Genomic DNA, 16178 nt, shown 5'->3' with positions numbered 1-16178 from the left:
TAGATTCAAGCAATTTTGTGTCACCTGCAAGGGGAGAAAAGGCGTTTGCAATGGGGTATAGGGGGGTTGGGAAGTCATTTTTGTGTCGTTCATCACACGGGATGGATACATGCCGTTTTTTTGCAAGTTATGTGACCAATAAGAGAGTCATATGGCCTATCGAAGTGGTCGCATTCTAGCCACTTTTTCCCGTTTTTATCGTTGTCATTGTGGCTTGACTGCATTTTTTTCGTGGTTTCACGTCAAGCTGTGTCGTTATATCAATAGATACTTTTATGGGGCAGTCAGGTGTGACGCAAATGTATCGCGGCTGCTGCGCACCGGTTAATGTACAACGGCTCAGTGATGGTACCCCGTCAGTGTTATCATGCTGTCCCCAGTTCCGGATAAGGTCTTTTTATGTCCCGCTTGCGTCTGCTTGTCTCCGACTCTCACGATCCCCTGTTCAATCTGGCCGTTGAGGAGTGCATCTTCCGCCAGATGGACCCCGGCCAGCGGGTGCTGTTCCTCTGGCGCAACGCCAATACCGTGGTGATCGGTCGTGCCCAGAATCCGTGGAAGGAGTGCAACACCCGCCGCATGGAAGAGGACGGGGTGACCCTGGCGCGTCGCAGCAGCGGTGGCGGCGCCGTGTTCCACGACCTTGGCAACAGCTGCTTCACCTTCATGGCGGGCAAGCCGGAGTATGACAAGAGCGTCTCCACCGCCATCGTGCTGGACGGGCTCAAGCGATTGGGGATCGAGGCGCTTGCCTCCGGTCGCAACGATCTGCTGGTGGCCACCCCGGACGGGGAGCGCAAGGTATCGGGGTCGGCCTATCGGGAGACTCTGGATCGCGGGTTTCACCACGGCACCCTGCTGCTGGACGCCGATCTCGGCCGCCTTGCCAACTACCTCAACCCCGACCCCAAGAAGCTGGCGGCCAAGGGGATCACCTCGGTGCGCAGCCGGGTGGCCAATCTGTGCGAACTGCTACCGGGGATCGACCATCAACAGATGAGCGAGGCGCTGCAGGAGGCCTTTTTCCACCATTACGGCGCGCGAGTTGAGCCCGAGCATATCTCCACCGAGCTGATGCCGGATCTGCCGGGCTTTGCCGAGACCTTCGCCCGTCAGCGCAGTTGGGAGTGGAACTACGGTCATGCCCCGGCGTTCAGCCATCTGCTGGAGGAGCGGTTCAGCTGGGGCGGGGTGGAGCTGCACTTTGATGTGGAGAAAGGGGTCATCACCCGGGCGCAGCTCTTTAGCGATACTCTGGAGCCGGCCCCGTTTGATCGGCTGGCGGCCGAGCTGGCGGGTTGCGGCTATCGACTGGACGCTGTCGCCGCGCGCCTGCAGCCCTGGCTGGCGGCCTACCCGCAGCAGCAGAGCGAGCTGGGGGAGTTTGCCGAGTGGCTGTTGACCTCCCTGCGTTGAGGGGGCACTGCACTGATGGCGGTTCGTTAGTGAGGGCGCTGTCAGCCATGATGGGAGCAAGATCACGAAATATAAAGAGGCGCCTCAAAGGCGCCTTTTTGCCAGCCCTTGTGATGGCTGATACATGACAAAAAGTAGGGTAGGCCATTAGATATTGTCGCTGTCTACCCCGCTGGTACAGGGGTATAACGGCCGCACATTTGCTGTACTAATGGTATAAAAATGAGTGACTTAGTTTATCTGCAAGACGAAAGCGTCAATGCCGTCCACCCCGATTTTTCCGCCCGTTTCGCCACCGTCAAAGCCAACTTTTTCTCGCGTAATCCCGATCTCTGGCCCGTTTTTCGCGAACCCGGATTTGCCACCCTCAACGAATTTCGGGCCCGTGGCTTGGCCCCCGATGCCCGTTTGAATGCCTGGCCTGATGGCCGTGCCCGCCTGGCCGATCTCTGCGAGACCATGCCGGTGCCCGCCACCATGCGCACCCCGGGCGAGCCGATGGCCGAGCTGCTGTTTGCCGCTGCTCTATCGAAGGATTGGGAGAACCCCTCCAGCGTCGAGAACGTCATCACCATGTCGGCAGATCCCGCCATCTACGGCGCCCAGCTGGGCATTCTGGCCAACCCCAATCTGGTCTACTCCGAATATGCCGGAGTGGCCGAGGAGCTGGAGAAAAAGGTAGTGCGCCAGATTGCGCTGCTGGCAGGCTATGACCCCGAGCGGGCCACCGGCATCTTCACCCAGGGGGGGACCTTCTGTAACCTCTATGGCTACTTGCTCGGCATTCGCAAAACCTTGCCGGAGGCCAAGCACAAGGGGCTAGGCCACTATCAGGATTACCGCATCATCAACTCCCAGGGCGGTCACTACTCCAACATCACCAACCTCTCCCTGCTCGGGGTCGATATCGAGAACAAGACCATCCGCATTCAGGTCGGCGAGAACAATGACATCGATCTCGACCACCTCGAGCGCACCCTGACCGCCTGTTTTGCCCTGAAGCACGTGGTGCCCGCCATCATGCTCACCATGGGCACCACCGATACCTTCGGGGTCGATCAGGTGAAACCCGTGTTCGAGCTGCGCAATCGCTTGTGCGAGCAGTTTGAGGTGGCGGTCAAACCTCACATCCACGTCGATGCCGCCATCGGCTGGTCGATGATCTTCTTCCTGGGTTACGACTTTGCCGCCAACCCGCTCGCCATCAACAGCGCGACTCTGGCGGGGATCGAGCGCAACGTGGCGCGCTTTGCCGAGCTCAAATATGCCGACTCCTTCACCGTCGACTTCCAGAAGTGGGGCTGTGTACCCTACACCTCCAGTCTGGTGATGATTAAAGAGCAGGATGACCTCAAGGCGATGGAGAATGACCCGGAGAACTTCTCCTACTTCGAGCGGGACATTCAGGGCCAGACCCACCTGCAATCCACCATCGAGTGCTCCCGCGGCGCGAGCGGTCTGTTTGGTGCCTATGCGGCGCTCAACTATATGGGGGTCGAGGGGTATCGCACCGTGCTGGCCCACTGCCTGCAAAATGCCAACTACTTCCGCTATCGCCTGAGCCAGCTTGGCAACGTCAAGCTGGTGGCGCAGGAGAACCAGGGGCCGAGCGTCGGCTTCAAGATCTACAACCCCGAGTGGGTGAGCGATCCAGAGGCCGAGTTCGCCTTCGAGCTGGCCCGCTCCAGCGACCCTGCCTACAAGGCGCGACTGCAGCGCAACACCGACTACCACCGCAGCCTGTTCAAGGGGCGCGGCAAGGTGGGGCTCTACACCAACTGGGTGGAGGCGGTGGCTCACTCCGACTATGACGCCCGCGGCAAGTACTCCTACATCGCCGGGGAGAAGGCGGTATTTATGAACCCTGCCTGCACTCGCGAGCAGATCGACGCCTTTATCGACCATATTCGCGGTTGATGGATGTTGCCCTGACAGTCGAGCGCGGCCTGTGATGGCAAGAGGCTGGCAGGGTACCTCGCCAACAGATAAACAAAAGAGCAAGCCAATTGGCTTGCTCTTTTGTTTTTGCAGCACTGTGCGTAAGTAGTGGGGAAGGCCTAGTTCAGAGGGCCAGCAGTTGCTCGTTCTCGACAATCTCGCACCCGGCGGGCAGTTTCGAGAGGGCGATCATGGCGCGAGCCACCTGACTGGCCTCGATGGCGCGCCAGCGGGCGAGCTTGCCCACCAGCAGTGGCCGAAACAGCGGATAGATGGTCTGAAAGATCTGCTCGGAGAGGCGCGGTGGCTGGCGATCCCCGAGCAGCATGGCGGGCCGCACGATGGCGAGCCGTGGCCAGGATTGGGCCTGCAGGGCCTGCTCCATCTCTCCCTTGGTACGCGGATAGAGAGCCGGGGACGATGCGCTGGCCCCCATGCTCGAGACCACGATAAGGCGCTGACAGCCGTGACGGCGGGCCAGCTCGGCAAAGGCGACCACATAGTCGAGATCGACCCGGCGAAACGCCTCGGCAGAGCCCGCCTCCTTGCGGGTGGTGCCGAGGGCACAGAAGGCGATATCCACCGGGCGGGAGAGGGTAACGCTGGCCAGATCATCAAAATTGACCGGTAGCCAGTGGTGCGCCTCCTTGCCCGGCTTGCGACAGAGCAGGGTCAGTTCATGTTCGGCAGGCAGTTGCTGCACCAGTTCGCGACCGATCAGGCCGCTGGCTCCGGCAATCAGGATCCGGCTCATGGGGATTCTCCCTGTGTCATTCGATGGTGTTGATGCCATGGTGGCTGCTCATCAGCATCAGGCAATTTGCAGGCAGCTGCAATGGGGAGAAATGACGCAGTGTTGTCGGGCAGGATGAATTACGCGGGGCTGGATAAAACAAAACCGGCGCGAGGCCGGTTTTGCGGGATATCAGAGCGGGGTATTGAAAGCTGCTGGCAGCGGGAAGTCACCCGTCACTGTGGTCAGCCTGTCGTTGGCGAAGGTGACAGTGAGCTCTTTGCGCTCTTTGTCGCCGTGGCCCGGCTGGAATTCATAGAGGTAGTACCAGGTGTTGGGGTCAAAGCCGTCACGCAGCATGGGGGTTCCCAGTACATAGCTGACCTGCTCGCGGGTCATCCCCTGGCGCAGTTTGTCGACCTGTTTTTGTTCCACATAGTTGCCCTGGGGAATATCGATACGATAGACCAGGCTGCAACCGGAGAGGGTGAGGGCGGTCAAAGCCGCGGCAATCAGGTGTTTCATCCGCATATCGAGTTCAGATCATCCATACAGTCTTTTTGGCTCGGCAAATCATACCGACTCCCTCCACGGAAGTAAAAAGCCATTGATCCATCAGCCAATAAAAAGGGCCGCACTGCGACCCTTTCTGGCAATCCGGTGGCCTTTACATCGCCGCGCGGAAGATGGCGACGATCTCTTCGTGGCTCGCCTGTTTCGGGTTGGTGAAGCCGCAGGCATCTTTCAGGGCGTTGCTGGCCAGGGTATCGAAGTCATCGGCCTTGACGCCGAGTTGCTCCAGACCCGCCGGGATCTTCACATCCAGCGCCAGCTGCTTGATGGCGGCAATGGCAGCGGCGGCGCCTTGTTCGTCGCTCATGGCGCTCACGTCTACCCCCATGTAGCGGGCCACATCCTTCAGACGAGCCGCGCTCACCTGGGCGTTGAACGCCTGAACATGGGGCAGCAGCACGGCGTTGCAGACACCGTGGGGCAGGTCATAGAAGCCGCCCAGCTGGTGGGCCATGGCGTGCACGTAGCCCAGGCTTGCGTTGTTGAAGGCCATGCCGGCCAGGAACTGGGCATAGGCCATCTGCTCGCGGGCATACAGGTCATCGCCGTGGTTGACGGCGGTGCGCAGGTGCTTGGCAATCAGCTCGATGGCCATCACGGCGCTGGCATCGGTCACCGGGGTGGCGATGGTGGAGACATAGGCCTCGATGGCGTGGGTCAGGGCATCCATACCGGTGGCGGCGGTGAGACCAGCTGGCTTGGCCAGCATCAGCTCGGGATCGTTGACCGACATCAGCGGGGTAACGTGCTTGTCGATGATGGCCATTTTCACGTGGCGCGCTTCGTCGGTGATGATGCAGAAGCGGGTCATCTCGGAAGCGGTACCGGCGGTGGTGTTGATGGCGATAAGCGGCAACTGCGGCTTGGCGGAGCGATCCACCCCTTCGTAATCCTTGATGCTGCCACCGTTGGCGGCGACCAGCGCGATGCCCTTGGCGCAGTCGTGGGGCGAGCCGCCACCCAGCGAGATGACGCAATCACAGCCTTTGGCCTTGATCATCGCCAGACCCGCTTCAACGTTGCTGGTGGTGGGGTTAGGTTTGGTCTCATCGAAAACTGCGCTTTCAATGCCATGTTCAGCCAACAGGGTGGTGAGCTTGGCGACCACGCCGATCTGGTTGAGAATTTTGTCGGTGACGATCAACGCCTTGCGATAGCCGTAACCCTTGATATCGGCGGCAGCCTCTTGCAGACAGCCGGCACCCATCAGGTTGATAGCGGGAATATAGAACTTGAATGTAGCCATGATGGACTTCCTATAGTTAGCCATTAAGTGGTAGTTAAGAGCTAGGCTACCATCTAGAAAGGGATACAAAAGCATCTTGTTTACAACTTTACGGGGTCGATCACGAGTCGTTAATTAAGCGCTGAACCAGGCTTGACTTTCCCGCATCCAACTCGATTTGCAGAAAAACGTTTGTCAATTATTTCATTGAGTTAGCAAACGTTTTGCGCAATGTTTGTCACTGTCAATGCGTGGAAGTGTGAGGCGCTTCAAGGAATTGGAAAGCGCTTTCGACCATAGTTGGCGCCTCCCCGAAGAGGGGGGTAAAGGCTTGAAAGTATCATAAAGAATCATCTTAACTTGTGCCCTGACCATGCTGGCAGGGGGCAACCAGGAGTCCAATATGTCTGATGTATTTCACTTGGGTTTGAAGAAAGCGGATCTGCAAGGCGCCACCCTGGCGATCGTCCCCGGTGACCCCGAGCGCGTGAAGCGTATCGCAGAGCTGTTGGATAACCCGGTGCACCTGGCCAGCCATCGTGAATTCACTACCTGGCGCGGCGAGATGGACGGCAAGGCCGTGATCATCTGCTCTACCGGTATCGGTGGCCCGTCCACCTCTATCGCAGTAGAAGAGCTGGCCCAGCTGGGTATCCGCACCTTCCTGCGTATCGGTACCACTGGCGCCATCCAGCCGCACCTGAACGTGGGTGACGTGATCGTGACCACCGGTTCCGTGCGCCTCGACGGTGCCAGCCTGCACTTTGCTCCGATGGAGTTCCCGGCTGTTGCCGACTTCGACTGCACCACTGCGCTGGTGAACACCGCCAAAGAGATGGGCTCCAAGCTGCACATCGGTGTGACTGCCTCCTCTGACACCTTCTACCCGGGTCAGGAGCGTTACGACACCGTATCCGGCCGCGTAGTGAGCCGTTTCCAAGGTTCCATGAAAGAGTGGCAAGCCATGGGCGTGCTGAACTATGAGATGGAGTCCGCAACCCTGCTGACCATGTGCTCCAGCCAGGGCCTGCGTGCCGGTATGGTGGCTGGCGTTATCGTCAACCGTACCCAGCAGGAAATTCCGAACGCCGAAACCATGGCGAAGACCGAATCTGATGCCATCAAGATCGTACTGGGCGCTGCCCGCAAGCTGATCTGATAGCCCTCTTTGTAACAAAGAGTACCGAGTGGGGGGTGGGGGCCGTTGCGAAAGCGCGGCCCCTATCTTTATCTGCCGTTTACCGCTTTTCCTCTTCCGTCACCCCTTTCACTGATCCCGTCGCACTTGCGCTGGTTGTCTCTGCTGGCAGCCTCTACCTATTGCCCCTAAAAAGGCGCTGCACAGCGGATCTGCATCGGCTCGCCGCTCACCGGATGAGCAAAATCCAGCTCGCTGGCATGCAGCATCAGCCGCGGCGCCTGTTCGCAGCCGGGTGGCAGCAGGCCGCCATAGAGATCGCAGCCGAGGATGGGGTGGCCCAGCAGCTGGCTGTGGATGCGCAGTTGATGGGTGCGGCCGGTCTCTGGCACCAACCTCACCCGGGTCAGGGGAACGGTTTGCCCCTGCATCTGCTGTGTCAGCCGCTCAGTCACCCGATAGCGGGAGCGGGCGGGTTTGCCGCTGGCGGCGCAAATCTTCATCAGCGGAAAGAGGGCCGGATCCTTGGCGATGGGGGCGTCGATAACTCCTTCGTCGTCAATCAGATGACCGCAGAGCAGGGCGCTGTAGGCCTTGCTCACCGCCCGTTGACTGAACTGCTGGCAGAGCAGGGCATTGATGGCCTTGTTTCTGGCGACCACCATGATGCCTGAGGTGCCAAAATCGAGGCGATGCACCAGGGTGCAGCCGGGGTAATCCTGCACCAAGCGATAGTGCACCGAGTCGAGGTTCTGCGGATTTTTGCCTGACAGACTCAGCAGGCCGCTCGGCTTGTTGATGAACAGCAGGTGTTCATCCTCGAACAGGATCTCGATGGCGGCATTGCAGGGCGGGGCAATAAAGGTGTCGACGATAACGGACATAGGTGGCACAGGCTGGAAATGGGGTGCGATCATACCCGAACCGGCGCGGCCGGGCGAATGGGCGGTGTGCTGCCTCGGAAAATGAACGGCATGACGCCATACAAACTTTTGATAGTGAGCTGTGTTGAGCTAGGTGGCGTGCCGTGCAAACCGCCCAGGTCAGCAACAAGGCCCCGTTTTGTGACCCCCTCCCGAGTTAATCCGAGGCTTGCTTGTTAAGGTATGGCTCCCTGTTATGTTGTAAGGACTCATCCCATGGCACTGCCCGTTATTCTCGATTGTGATCCCGGCCACGACGATGCCATCGCCCTGATTCTGGCGCTGGCCAGCCCTGAACTGAAGGTGCTGGCGGTTACCACCAGCGCGGGCAACCAGACGCCGGACAAGACCCTCAACAATGCCCTGCGCATTCTCACCCTGCTGGGACGGGACGATATTCCGGTGGCGGCCGGGGCGCCGAAACCACTGGCCCGCGAGCTGATTATCGCCGACAACGTCCATGGCGAATCTGGGCTCGATGGCCCCAAACTGCCTGATCCTGCCTTTGCGCCGCAGGCCATGACTGGGCTTGAATTGATGGCTAAGTGCCTGCGCGAGAGCCCGGAGCCCGTGACTCTGGTGCCGACTGGGCCGATGACCAATATCGCCCTGCTGCTGGCGGCTCATCCCGAGCTCAAACCCAAGATTGCCCGCATCGTATTGATGGGGGGCGCCGCTGGGGCTGGCAACTGGACGCCGGCGGCGGAATTCAATATTTATGTGGACCCGGAAGCGGCCGATATGGTCTTTAAGTCGGGTATCCCCATCACCATGTGCGGCCTCGATGTGACCCATGAGGCGCAGGTGATGGACGAGGATATCGAACGGGTACGCGCCATCACCAATCCGGTGGCCCAGTGTGTGGCCGGTCTGCTCGACTTTTTCATGATCTACCATCGGGATCCCAAGTGGGGATTTGCTGGTGCGCCGCTCCACGACCCCTGTACCATTGCCTGGTTGCTGGCTCCCGAGCTGTTCCACGGGGTCGAGTGCTGGGTCGATATCGAGACCAGCGGGGAGCATACCGTGGGGATGACGGTGGTGGATCGTTATGGCCTGACCGGCAAGCCAGCCAATGCGCTGGTATTGTTGGGGCTGGATCGTCCGGGCTTTATCGATCTGCTGGTGACGCGGCTGCGGGCGTTTGACTGAGCGCCGGTTCATTTTTGCAAGAAGGGGCGGGGAATGTGGAAGAGAGGCTTGGTGCTGCTGGCCGGGTTGCAACTGACAGGCTGTGCGACGCCGTTCGAGCGGATGTGGCAGGGGCTGGCGACCTGTGAATTTACCGATCTCTATGTGGATGAGACGGGCAGGCCCGCCAATCTACAACTGGCCAACTACACCCCCTACAAGGTGAGCGACGGCTTTGCCTGGTACAAGGTGCACGAGGAGCTGCACGGCCTGCCGGTGGTCGGTTTTATCGTGCCCGCCTCCAGCTTCGAAGTGCACGCCCTCTTTGTTGATACCCCCATCGCCAATGCCCGCCGGCTGACCCACAACGCCTACGGCAGCGAGTTTAGCGACGAGCAGAAGCACAACGAGGGCTCAGCCCCTCTGCTTTTGCGCGATCCCAACAACCCCAAGCGCTCCATCATCGACTGCACCCGCGGCGAGTCTGACGGGGAGCTTGAGGATTCGGTCATGCCCGAGTAGGGTGACCTGTCACGCCATCGGCCTGAAAATAGAGGGGCCAGCCTTGCCGGCTGGCCCCTCTATTTTGTTCCCCTTCGCCTGCCTAAGGGGCTGGCACGGCACGCGTTGGCATTCCTTCTCGAGGTGTTTGTTATGTTCAACTCACAGTAACTTCATAATAACGTTCAACATTAACAGAAACTTTACCCCACTTAGACGATTTAACTCTTAGCTGATGCCTATCAAAAGCAGTTTGATCTTTAAACTCTTCATATACATCGAACCGATACTGGTTTTCTTCGTTTTGCGTGACTTCAAAAATCAGACAACCATCCTCTAATCTCGTCAAACGAATATGATTGTCTAGCTCATTGATAACAGCAGTTAACTCAGCTTGTGGCACAACAATGAAGCCTTTTAGAATCACCTTGCTCAATTTTCATCCTTTTAAATTTTTGCAGATGTAGCTGATTTGTTTATGTGAAGCGCATAACACTCGGATCAGGGATAGCTCAACGTCTCTTTGATAAGCGGCAGTTGAGCCTTGATCCACGCCGGATTGATGGGGCCCCAGTCGCTGATGCGGTAGTGTCCCTGCAGGTGGCGAGCCCCCTCGGTCTGCTCGAAGGCGCAGCTGATATCGAGTTCGGCCAGCGCCGTCAGGGTATCCTGCGCTGTGCGGCGTGGCATGCCGGTCGCCTCCATGATGGCGGGCACCGTATCCGTGCCCTGGCTGATCAGCCAGGCCACGTAGAGGCGGCGGTAGAAGCTGGTGCGGGTCTTGCTCGGCTCGCTCATAGCTCGTCCTCGAGACGATCGAAGTAGCGCCAGGTTGCGATGGCGGCTTTCCCCATCACCAGTGCCCAGAGGCCGAACCAGAACCAGCGGAAGAAGCTCCAGGTGGAGGCGTCAGGCTCGGTGCTCTCAATCTTGGTGACGTTGGGGAACATGGAGAACATGTTGATGCGCCAGCCGTAGGAGGTGATGATGGCGAGCCGTTTTTCAAACTCCATCGACTTGGCCTTGGCCTGTACGTCGGCGGCGTTGAACTTGAAGTAGAAGGGCCAGCCCCACTCGGTATCTTCGTTGCGGAACACCCGGATCTTCTCGCCGGGGCGCTCGGTGTAGATGTAGTAGACATCGGTAGTGGGGCCGTCAGCCGGGTTCTTCTGGCTGATGGGGCCATCCTTGTCGGTGCGTTTCACCTCGACCCCGGTGATGGTGGCGATGGTGTGCTCCGGCAGGTAGTAGTCGAGCCAGGTGGCGGAAACGAGGGCAATGAGCCCCAGGGCGATAAAAGCGGGTTTCTTGAATCTCAGGCTCATGATGGTCTCACGTGAGGGGGAGTGACGTGCCTCTACCATACTCACATTTGCCCCCACAGCCCAGCCCCTTATGGCACCAACTGCCAAAAAATGGCGTTTAAAACAACTGCCTCCTGCACCATGCTTCGTGGTTAAACCTGTCGCAATGCGTTGTTCGGACGGTTACCGGAGGAGGGGAAAAACGTGTTGATTGACACTGTATGGAGGCGTAAGGGGAGTGTGCGAAGGGATATGTGGCCGAATAAATAAAGCCCCTTATTTATAAAATAAGGGGCTTTATTGCTATCCAGAGGCCTGTGAAGGCCTCTTTTTATCTTTCCGGCAGCGTGTCAGAGCTGGAAGTGAGAGAGCTGCTTTCGCTGCTGCTCGGCCAGCTCCGACAGTTCGTGGCTGGCGCTGGCGCTCTGGCTGATGCCGGCGGAGCTCTGGCTCACGATCTCGTGGATGTTGGTGATGTTGCGATTGATGTCGGCAGTGACGCAGGACTGCTCCTCGGCGGCGGTGGCCACCTGGGCGTTGGCATCGTTGATCTGGCGCACCGCCCCCGTGATACCGCTCAGCAGATCCTGTACCTGCGCGGAGAGGCGCTGGTTGTTCTCGAGGATCTCCAGCGTCTCCTGAACCCCCTGGTTGGCGGACTGGGACTGGCTCTGCAGCTGCTCGATGATGGCCTGGATCTCCTTGGTGGAGGCCTGGGTTCGGGCCGCCAGCATCCGCACCTCGTCGGCGACGACGGCAAAACCGCGCCCGGTTTCACCGGCACGGGCCGCCTCGATGGCCGCGTTGAGGGCCAGCAGGTTGGTCTGCTCGGAGATCCCCTGAATCACTTCAATCACCTTGCCGATCTGCTCGGACTGGGTCTTGAGGCGGGCGACGATGGCGGCGGCATCTTCCAGACTGCCCGCCATCCGGCTGTTGGCGGCAATGCTTTCGGTAAAGAGGGCGAGCCCCTGCTCAACCCGGCTGTTGGCATCGCGCGCCAGCTCATCGGCGATGGCGGCGTTGTGGTTGACGTTGTCAGCGGTGCTGGAGAGTTCGGTCACGGCGGAGGCGACCTGTTCGATCTCGCTGTGCTGCTGCTTTGCATTGGCCTCTGACTGGGTCATCACGGCGGCCAGCTCGGTGGCCGCGGAGGCGACGCTGTTGCTGATCCCGGTCAGGTTCTCGATGGTGCTACCAAGTTGCCCCAGAGTGAGGTTGATATCTTTGGCCAGACGGGTCAGCTCGTTGTTGCCCTCCGCTTTGGCGCGCATGTTGAAGCGCCCTTGCGCCACGGCGTGCATCACCTCTTGCAGCTGACCGATGGGGCTGACGATGCGACCGGAGAGGACCCAGCCGCAGATCAGCGCCGCCAGCAGGGTACCGGCGGTGAGCAGCAGGGTACGCAGCAGGGTGGCGTCGTAGTGGGCCTGCTCTTCGGCCAGCTCTTGCTGGATCAGCTGGTTGATGTGGGCGGACATGCTGTCGATCTGCTTGATCAGCTGTTCACCCAGCTCGCGGAAATGGAGGCGAGCCGCCTCGTAGGCGACCGTATCGCCGCCACCCTGATGTTTTTGCGCCAGCAGCGGCAGCATGTTGCTGCGGGTATGGCTGAGGTAGGCCTGCAGGGCGGCAGCGACCTGACGGTTATCCTGCTCGGCACCGGGGAGCACCAGACGGCCGAGGATGGCGTTGATCTCCTGCTCGGCGCTGTTGAGGTTTGCGGGCAGTGCAGCAAATAGCTTGGCATCGTAGAGGCCATAGATGGCGCTGGTGCGTAGCCGGTAGGTGGCGTGGATCAGTTTGGCAATATCGTCCTTGTGCTGGACCACGCTCTGGGTCGTCTCATCTATGTCATTGATGGCTTCATCCAAACCCTGTTTGCTGATGGCGATCATCACCATCATCAGCAGGCTGGCCAGCAGCAAAGGTATCAAGACCTGGACACGTATTGATAGATTATTCAATGACATAAATGACTCTAATCCGGAATTGGAGGAGCCGACATCTTACACATGCACGTCAGGAGCTGTCACAGGCTTTTATTGCTGAAATGTGCTGAAGAAAAGGTTTTTTCTTGTGAGAAAGGAGCCGTTTAGGCATGATTGAGCGCTTTATCCCATGAATATGTGGTACAACTGGCTGGGTTGTGTCAATCCTGTCCCGTTTTCGTGATTTCCCGCTCTCGTCATATGGAGGTGTGTTGTGTCCAGCTGGATCGATCCGGCCATTCTGGCTCTGTTTATCCCGACCTTTTTCTTTGTCTCGGTGACCCCCGGCATGTGCATGACCCTGTCGATGACGCTGGGGATGAGCCTGGGGGTGCGCCGTACTCTGCACATGATGTGGGGGGAGCTGATCGGTGTCGGGCTGGTCTCGGTGCTGTCGGTGATCGGGGTGGCAGCCATCATGCTCAACTATCCGGGGATCTTCGCCGCCTTCAAATATGTGGGGGGGGCCTATCTGGTGTGGCTCGGCATCCAGATGTGGCAGGCCAAGGGGAAGATGGCCATTCCGGCGGATCTCTCGGCCGGTCAGCAGACCAGCGCCATGGGGTTGGCGCTGCAGGGCTTTGTCACCGCCATCGCCAATCCCAAGGGGTGGGCCTTCATGATCTCCCTGCTGCCCCCCTTTATCTCTGCCGACAAGCCGATGGCGCCGCAGATCAGCGCGCTGGTGGCGCTGATCCTGGTCATCGAGTTCTCCTGTCTGCTGCTCTACGCCAGCGGTGGCCGCACCCTGCGCCACTTCCTTGCCAAGAGCGGCAATGTCACCCTGATGAACCGTATCGCCGGTACCCTGATGCTGGGGGTGGGGGTCTGGCTGGCGCTCGGGTAAGAGCTGTCAGTGACTCTCGCCAGAAAAGAAAAATGCCACCGGTCGGTGGCATTTTTAATGGGCGCCGGGTGGCTTAGCGAGGCTTGAAACGCTCGACCCAGGGGTTGGCGGTGAGGCCGTGCAGGATGACGCTCAATATGATGGTGCAGAGCACGGTGGCGATGATGGGACGCTGGCCAATCAGGGCTGGCTCGTTTTGCAGCACCATCACCGCAAAGACGATGCTGGCAAGGCCACGCGGCCCGAACCAGCCGATAAAGAGCTTGAGCTCCGGCTTGAGGCCGGTACCGATGAGGCTCAGCCAAACCGGCACCATCCGCAGCAGGGTGAGGCTGGCAATGGCATAGAGCCAGTATTGCCAGTGCAGCAGCTCCGGCAGAATGGGCATCAGGGTCGCGCCAAACACCATCCAGATCACCACGGAGAGCAGGTCGCCGTAGCCTTCGCAGCTGTCCATATAGGCGTGCTTGTGCTCGCCGAGGCGGTGGCCGATAAAGAGGCCGCCGACAAAGGCGGCGATAAAGCCACTGCCCCCCAGAGTCTGGGCCAGCGCAAAGCAGAGCAGGGCCAGGCCCGGCATGGTGAGCTGACGCCAGAGTGGCAGTTGCCAGCCATTGAGATAGGAGATTTTCAACAGCCGGATGGTGAGGCTGGTCAGCACAAAGGCGACCAGCAGGCCAATGCCGATCTCCTCCAGCATCAGGGTGATGGCCAGCGTGGCGGTGCCTGCGTGTTGCTCTGTGGGGGCGATAAGGGCCAGCAGTAGAAGCAGTACCGGCACGCAGATGCCGTCGTTGAGGCCGCTCTCCTGATTGAGCCCTTCACGCACAGGTGCAGGCACCGCGGGGTTGCTCACCACCGCCTTGCCGAGCGCCGCATCCGTGGGGGCAAGAATGGTGGAGAGGATGGCCATCTCCAGCAGTGGCAGGTCGGGGAAGATCCAGTGGCCAAACAGGGCGCCACAAAGCAGGGTGAGGGGCAGGCCAATCAGCAGCAGCCGGATGGGGAGCTGGCGGTTGGCCAGCAATACCTGCCAGTTGGTGTTGGCGGCATCGTTGAACAGCACGATAACCAGCGTCAGCTCGGCCAGCAGCTTGATGCCAGCGCTGTCGATAGAGAGGGAGAGCAGCTCCAGCCCTCCCGGCCCCAGTAGCCAGCCGGTCAGCAGAAAGAGCAGGGGGCCGTTGACCAGTTTTGATTCGAAGCGCCCCGCGATCAGGCTGTAGACCAGCAAGAAGGCGGCGATCACCGCCAGATTCTGGTAAAGCAGGTGTGCATCCATACAACCTCCTTTCTGCCCCCGCAGGGGGGGGTTAGTCGGTCAGGCAGTCGGGGTCGAACACATACTCCCCGTCCAGCCAGCGCACGATTTCGTCAACGCAGGATTGGTCACGAAACGGCAGATAGCGCGCCTTGAGGGCGGCAATCTGCTCGGGGGTGAGCTGTGCCAGCCCCAGATCCTGAAACAGCGGCAGGTCGGCCTCGATCATCGCCGAGATCTGCGGGCCGCAGGTGGCGTTGAGGGCGGCATGCAGCGCCTTGTCGGGGTCATACTGCTTGCCGAGTCGGTAGCTCATTGGCAGGGTAGCGAGGGGCAGGGCTGACAGCGCCGCCTGTTTCATCGGGTTGACCGCGTGGCCAGAGACCAGCTCCGCCAGCTCGGCGGGGCGGTTCTCGAAGGCGCGCAGGTGCAGGTAGCTGCTCGCCTTGCTGCCATCGTTAACCGGGTAGTTGTCCCACAGGAAGGGCTTGCGGCCGAGCAGTTCGGTCACCTGTTTGAGGTGTACCGCCGGATAATCGGTCGAGCAGACCTTGGGGCCGGTCCAGAAGATCTCGAAACGGCGATCGAGCCGCTCGCCAAGCTCCTCCAGATAGTGGGGAGGCATGGCGCCAAACACCTTCTCCAGCACCGGATCGGTCGAGTAGTAGCTGGGGCAGAAGATGAGGCGGGTCGCCTTGCTGTGAGCCGCGATGTCGTGGGCGATGATGAGCTGATGGTGCGCCAGATCCGGGGTATCCCCCTTCATGTCGTCAAACAGCACTGCCAGAATGTCAGGCTGCAGCATCTCGTCGATGAGGCGCACTTTCTCAAGCAGCGCCGAGCGTTTGCGATCGTAGTCGTGATGAGCCCCCATGGGGCTCAAGCCCACCCCGAAGGCGAGGCCGTTGGCGCGGCACTGGCGCGCCAGTTCGGCGAGATCGGCCTGCTGCTGCTCGGGCCAGGGGAGGGCCCAGTGCTTGCGCAGATAGCCATCCTCTTTCGGGGCGTAGATATAGAAACCGTAACCGTGGCGTGGCAGCCACTGGGCGTAGCGGGCGCGGGCCTGCCAGCTCCATCCCTTGCCAAAAAAGCCTTCAATGACCCCCAGATTGGCAGCGGGGGGCAGGGGGCCGGACAGCAAACTTTGATATGGCATAACTCTCTCCCTTCTTGCTGGGGACTTGATACGGGACGGTC

16 protein-coding genes are annotated in these 16178 nt (G+C 59.8%); 6 read left to right on the top strand and 10 right to left on the bottom strand.

All coding sequences use genetic code 11. The features are described from left to right. The first annotated feature begins 399 nt into the window (after positions 1-399). Both ACTG2G_RS23090 and ACTG2G_RS23085 read left to right on the top strand, forming a co-directional pair. Positions 400-1416, top strand: coding sequence for a lipoate--protein ligase A (locus tag ACTG2G_RS23090; RefSeq protein WP_421386293.1), 1017 nt, complete (start codon positions 400-402; stop codon positions 1414-1416). A 222-nt stretch (positions 1417-1638) separates the two neighbouring features. Beyond that, entirely contained in the window at positions 1639-3333 is a 1695-nt protein-coding gene (locus ACTG2G_RS23085) for a pyridoxal phosphate-dependent decarboxylase family protein (protein ID WP_439985876.1), read from the top strand. 145 nt (positions 3334-3478) lie between these two features. Here the strand turns inward: ACTG2G_RS23085 and ACTG2G_RS23080 are convergent, their stop codons facing one another. From ACTG2G_RS23080 to yiaY, 3 genes are all read right to left on the bottom strand, one after another. Further along, entirely contained in the window at positions 3479-4108 is a 630-nt protein-coding gene (locus ACTG2G_RS23080) for an NAD(P)H-binding protein (protein WP_439985875.1), read from the bottom strand. Positions 4109-4279: 171 nt separating this feature from the next. After that, the gene (bamE, locus tag ACTG2G_RS23075) at positions 4280-4618 is read right to left on the bottom strand and encodes an outer membrane protein assembly factor BamE (protein WP_005337980.1); all 339 of its coding nucleotides are present in this window, start codon (positions 4616-4618) and stop codon (positions 4280-4282) included. Positions 4619-4754: 136 nt separating this feature from the next. Further along, positions 4755-5906: an L-threonine dehydrogenase gene (gene yiaY, locus ACTG2G_RS23070; protein ID WP_429098464.1), complete on the bottom strand. Its 1152-nt coding sequence runs from the start codon at positions 5904-5906 to the stop codon at positions 4755-4757. A 382-nt stretch (positions 5907-6288) separates the two neighbouring features. On the opposite strand from yiaY, the gene udp reads away from it, so the two are divergent. Then, positions 6289-7044, top strand: a complete 756-nt coding sequence (gene udp / locus ACTG2G_RS23065) for a uridine phosphorylase (protein ID WP_005337975.1) — start codon at positions 6289-6291, stop codon at positions 7042-7044. A gap of 167 nt (positions 7045-7211) precedes the next feature. Here udp and ACTG2G_RS23060 read toward each other — a convergent pair whose 3' ends face one another. Continuing rightward, on the bottom strand, positions 7212-7940 hold the full coding sequence (locus ACTG2G_RS23060; RefSeq protein ID WP_335836721.1) for an RluA family pseudouridine synthase: 729 nt from the start codon (positions 7938-7940) through the stop codon (positions 7212-7214). Positions 7941-8162: 222 nt separating this feature from the next. Here ACTG2G_RS23060 and rihA point away from each other — a divergent pair, with 222 nt between their 5' ends. Then, positions 8163-9098 (top strand): pyrimidine-specific ribonucleoside hydrolase RihA, encoded by a 936-nt coding sequence (gene rihA / locus ACTG2G_RS23055; protein ID WP_335836722.1) that lies wholly within the window; start codon positions 8163-8165, stop codon positions 9096-9098. Positions 9099-9131: 33 nt separating this feature from the next. Next, complete coding sequence (locus ACTG2G_RS23050) at positions 9132-9599, top strand: hypothetical protein (RefSeq protein ID WP_245148425.1); 468 nt, start codon at positions 9132-9134, stop codon at positions 9597-9599. A 136-nt stretch (positions 9600-9735) separates the two neighbouring features. Here ACTG2G_RS23050 and ACTG2G_RS23045 read toward each other — a convergent pair whose 3' ends face one another. The 4 genes from ACTG2G_RS23045 to ACTG2G_RS23030 all read right to left on the bottom strand — a co-directional run bounded on the left by ACTG2G_RS23045 (position 9736) and on the right by ACTG2G_RS23030 (position 12855). Continuing rightward, positions 9736-10005: a putative quinol monooxygenase gene (locus ACTG2G_RS23045; protein WP_234879884.1), complete on the bottom strand. Its 270-nt coding sequence runs from the start codon at positions 10003-10005 to the stop codon at positions 9736-9738. A 74-nt stretch (positions 10006-10079) separates the two neighbouring features. Beyond that, positions 10080-10376: a winged helix-turn-helix domain-containing protein gene (locus tag ACTG2G_RS23040; protein WP_005337957.1), complete on the bottom strand. Its 297-nt coding sequence runs from the start codon at positions 10374-10376 to the stop codon at positions 10080-10082. Further along, complete coding sequence (locus ACTG2G_RS23035) at positions 10373-10903, bottom strand: DUF1523 family protein (RefSeq protein WP_041208367.1); 531 nt, start codon at positions 10901-10903, stop codon at positions 10373-10375. Before ACTG2G_RS23035 ends, ACTG2G_RS23040 begins: the two co-directional genes overlap by 4 nt. A 329-nt stretch (positions 10904-11232) precedes the next feature. Next, on the bottom strand, positions 11233-12855 hold the full coding sequence (locus tag ACTG2G_RS23030; protein WP_439985874.1) for a methyl-accepting chemotaxis protein: 1623 nt from the start codon (positions 12853-12855) through the stop codon (positions 11233-11235). A gap of 232 nt (positions 12856-13087) precedes the next feature. Here ACTG2G_RS23030 and ACTG2G_RS23025 point away from each other — a divergent pair, with 232 nt between their 5' ends. Beyond that, positions 13088-13720, top strand: a complete 633-nt coding sequence (locus ACTG2G_RS23025) for a LysE family translocator (protein WP_005344345.1) — start codon at positions 13088-13090, stop codon at positions 13718-13720. A gap of 73 nt (positions 13721-13793) precedes the next feature. Here ACTG2G_RS23025 and ACTG2G_RS23020 read toward each other — a convergent pair whose 3' ends face one another. Beyond that, on the bottom strand, positions 13794-15002 hold the full coding sequence (locus ACTG2G_RS23020; protein ID WP_005350441.1) for a cation:proton antiporter: 1209 nt from the start codon (positions 15000-15002) through the stop codon (positions 13794-13796). Positions 15003-15033: 31 nt separating this feature from the next. Further along, positions 15034-16137, bottom strand: coding sequence for a beta-N-acetylglucosaminidase domain-containing protein (locus ACTG2G_RS23015; RefSeq protein WP_335836726.1), 1104 nt, complete (start codon positions 16135-16137; stop codon positions 15034-15036). Between the last annotated feature and the right edge of the window lie 41 nt (positions 16138-16178).

Source organism: Aeromonas sp. 55A (assembly GCF_051919665.1).
GTDB lineage: Bacteria > Pseudomonadota > Gammaproteobacteria > Enterobacterales > Aeromonadaceae > Aeromonas > Aeromonas veronii.
The sequence above is the reverse complement of the archived record's forward strand: the minus strand, read 5'-3'. Positions and strand labels throughout refer to the sequence as shown.

Coding starts and splice junctions, on each gene's coding strand:
- yiaY (WP_429098464.1), bottom strand. CDS start 5,906: ATGGCTACATTCAAGTTCTATATTCCCGCTATCAACCTGATGGGTGCC.
- ACTG2G_RS23040 (WP_005337957.1), bottom strand. CDS start 10,376: ATGAGCGAGCCGAGCAAGACCCGCACCAGCTTCTACCGCCGCCTCTAC.
- udp (WP_005337975.1), top strand. CDS start 6,289: ATGTCTGATGTATTTCACTTGGGTTTGAAGAAAGCGGATCTGCAAGGC.
- ACTG2G_RS23020 (WP_005350441.1), bottom strand. CDS start 15,002: ATGGATGCACACCTGCTTTACCAGAATCTGGCGGTGATCGCCGCCTTC.
- ACTG2G_RS23060 (WP_335836721.1), bottom strand. CDS start 7,940: ATGATCGCACCCCATTTCCAGCCTGTGCCACCTATGTCCGTTATCGTC.
- ACTG2G_RS23015 (WP_335836726.1), bottom strand. CDS start 16,137: ATGCCATATCAAAGTTTGCTGTCCGGCCCCCTGCCCCCCGCTGCCAAT.
- ACTG2G_RS23030 (WP_439985874.1), bottom strand. CDS start 12,855: ATGTCATTGAATAATCTATCAATACGTGTCCAGGTCTTGATACCTTTG.
- ACTG2G_RS23050 (WP_245148425.1), top strand. CDS start 9,132: ATGTGGAAGAGAGGCTTGGTGCTGCTGGCCGGGTTGCAACTGACAGGC.
- ACTG2G_RS23035 (WP_041208367.1), bottom strand. CDS start 10,903: ATGAGCCTGAGATTCAAGAAACCCGCTTTTATCGCCCTGGGGCTCATT.
- ACTG2G_RS23090 (WP_421386293.1), top strand. CDS start 400: ATGTCCCGCTTGCGTCTGCTTGTCTCCGACTCTCACGATCCCCTGTTC.
- bamE (WP_005337980.1), bottom strand. CDS start 4,618: ATGCGGATGAAACACCTGATTGCCGCGGCTTTGACCGCCCTCACCCTC.
- rihA (WP_335836722.1), top strand. CDS start 8,163: ATGGCACTGCCCGTTATTCTCGATTGTGATCCCGGCCACGACGATGCC.
- ACTG2G_RS23080 (WP_439985875.1), bottom strand. CDS start 4,108: ATGAGCCGGATCCTGATTGCCGGAGCCAGCGGCCTGATCGGTCGCGAA.
- ACTG2G_RS23085 (WP_439985876.1), top strand. CDS start 1,639: ATGAGTGACTTAGTTTATCTGCAAGACGAAAGCGTCAATGCCGTCCAC.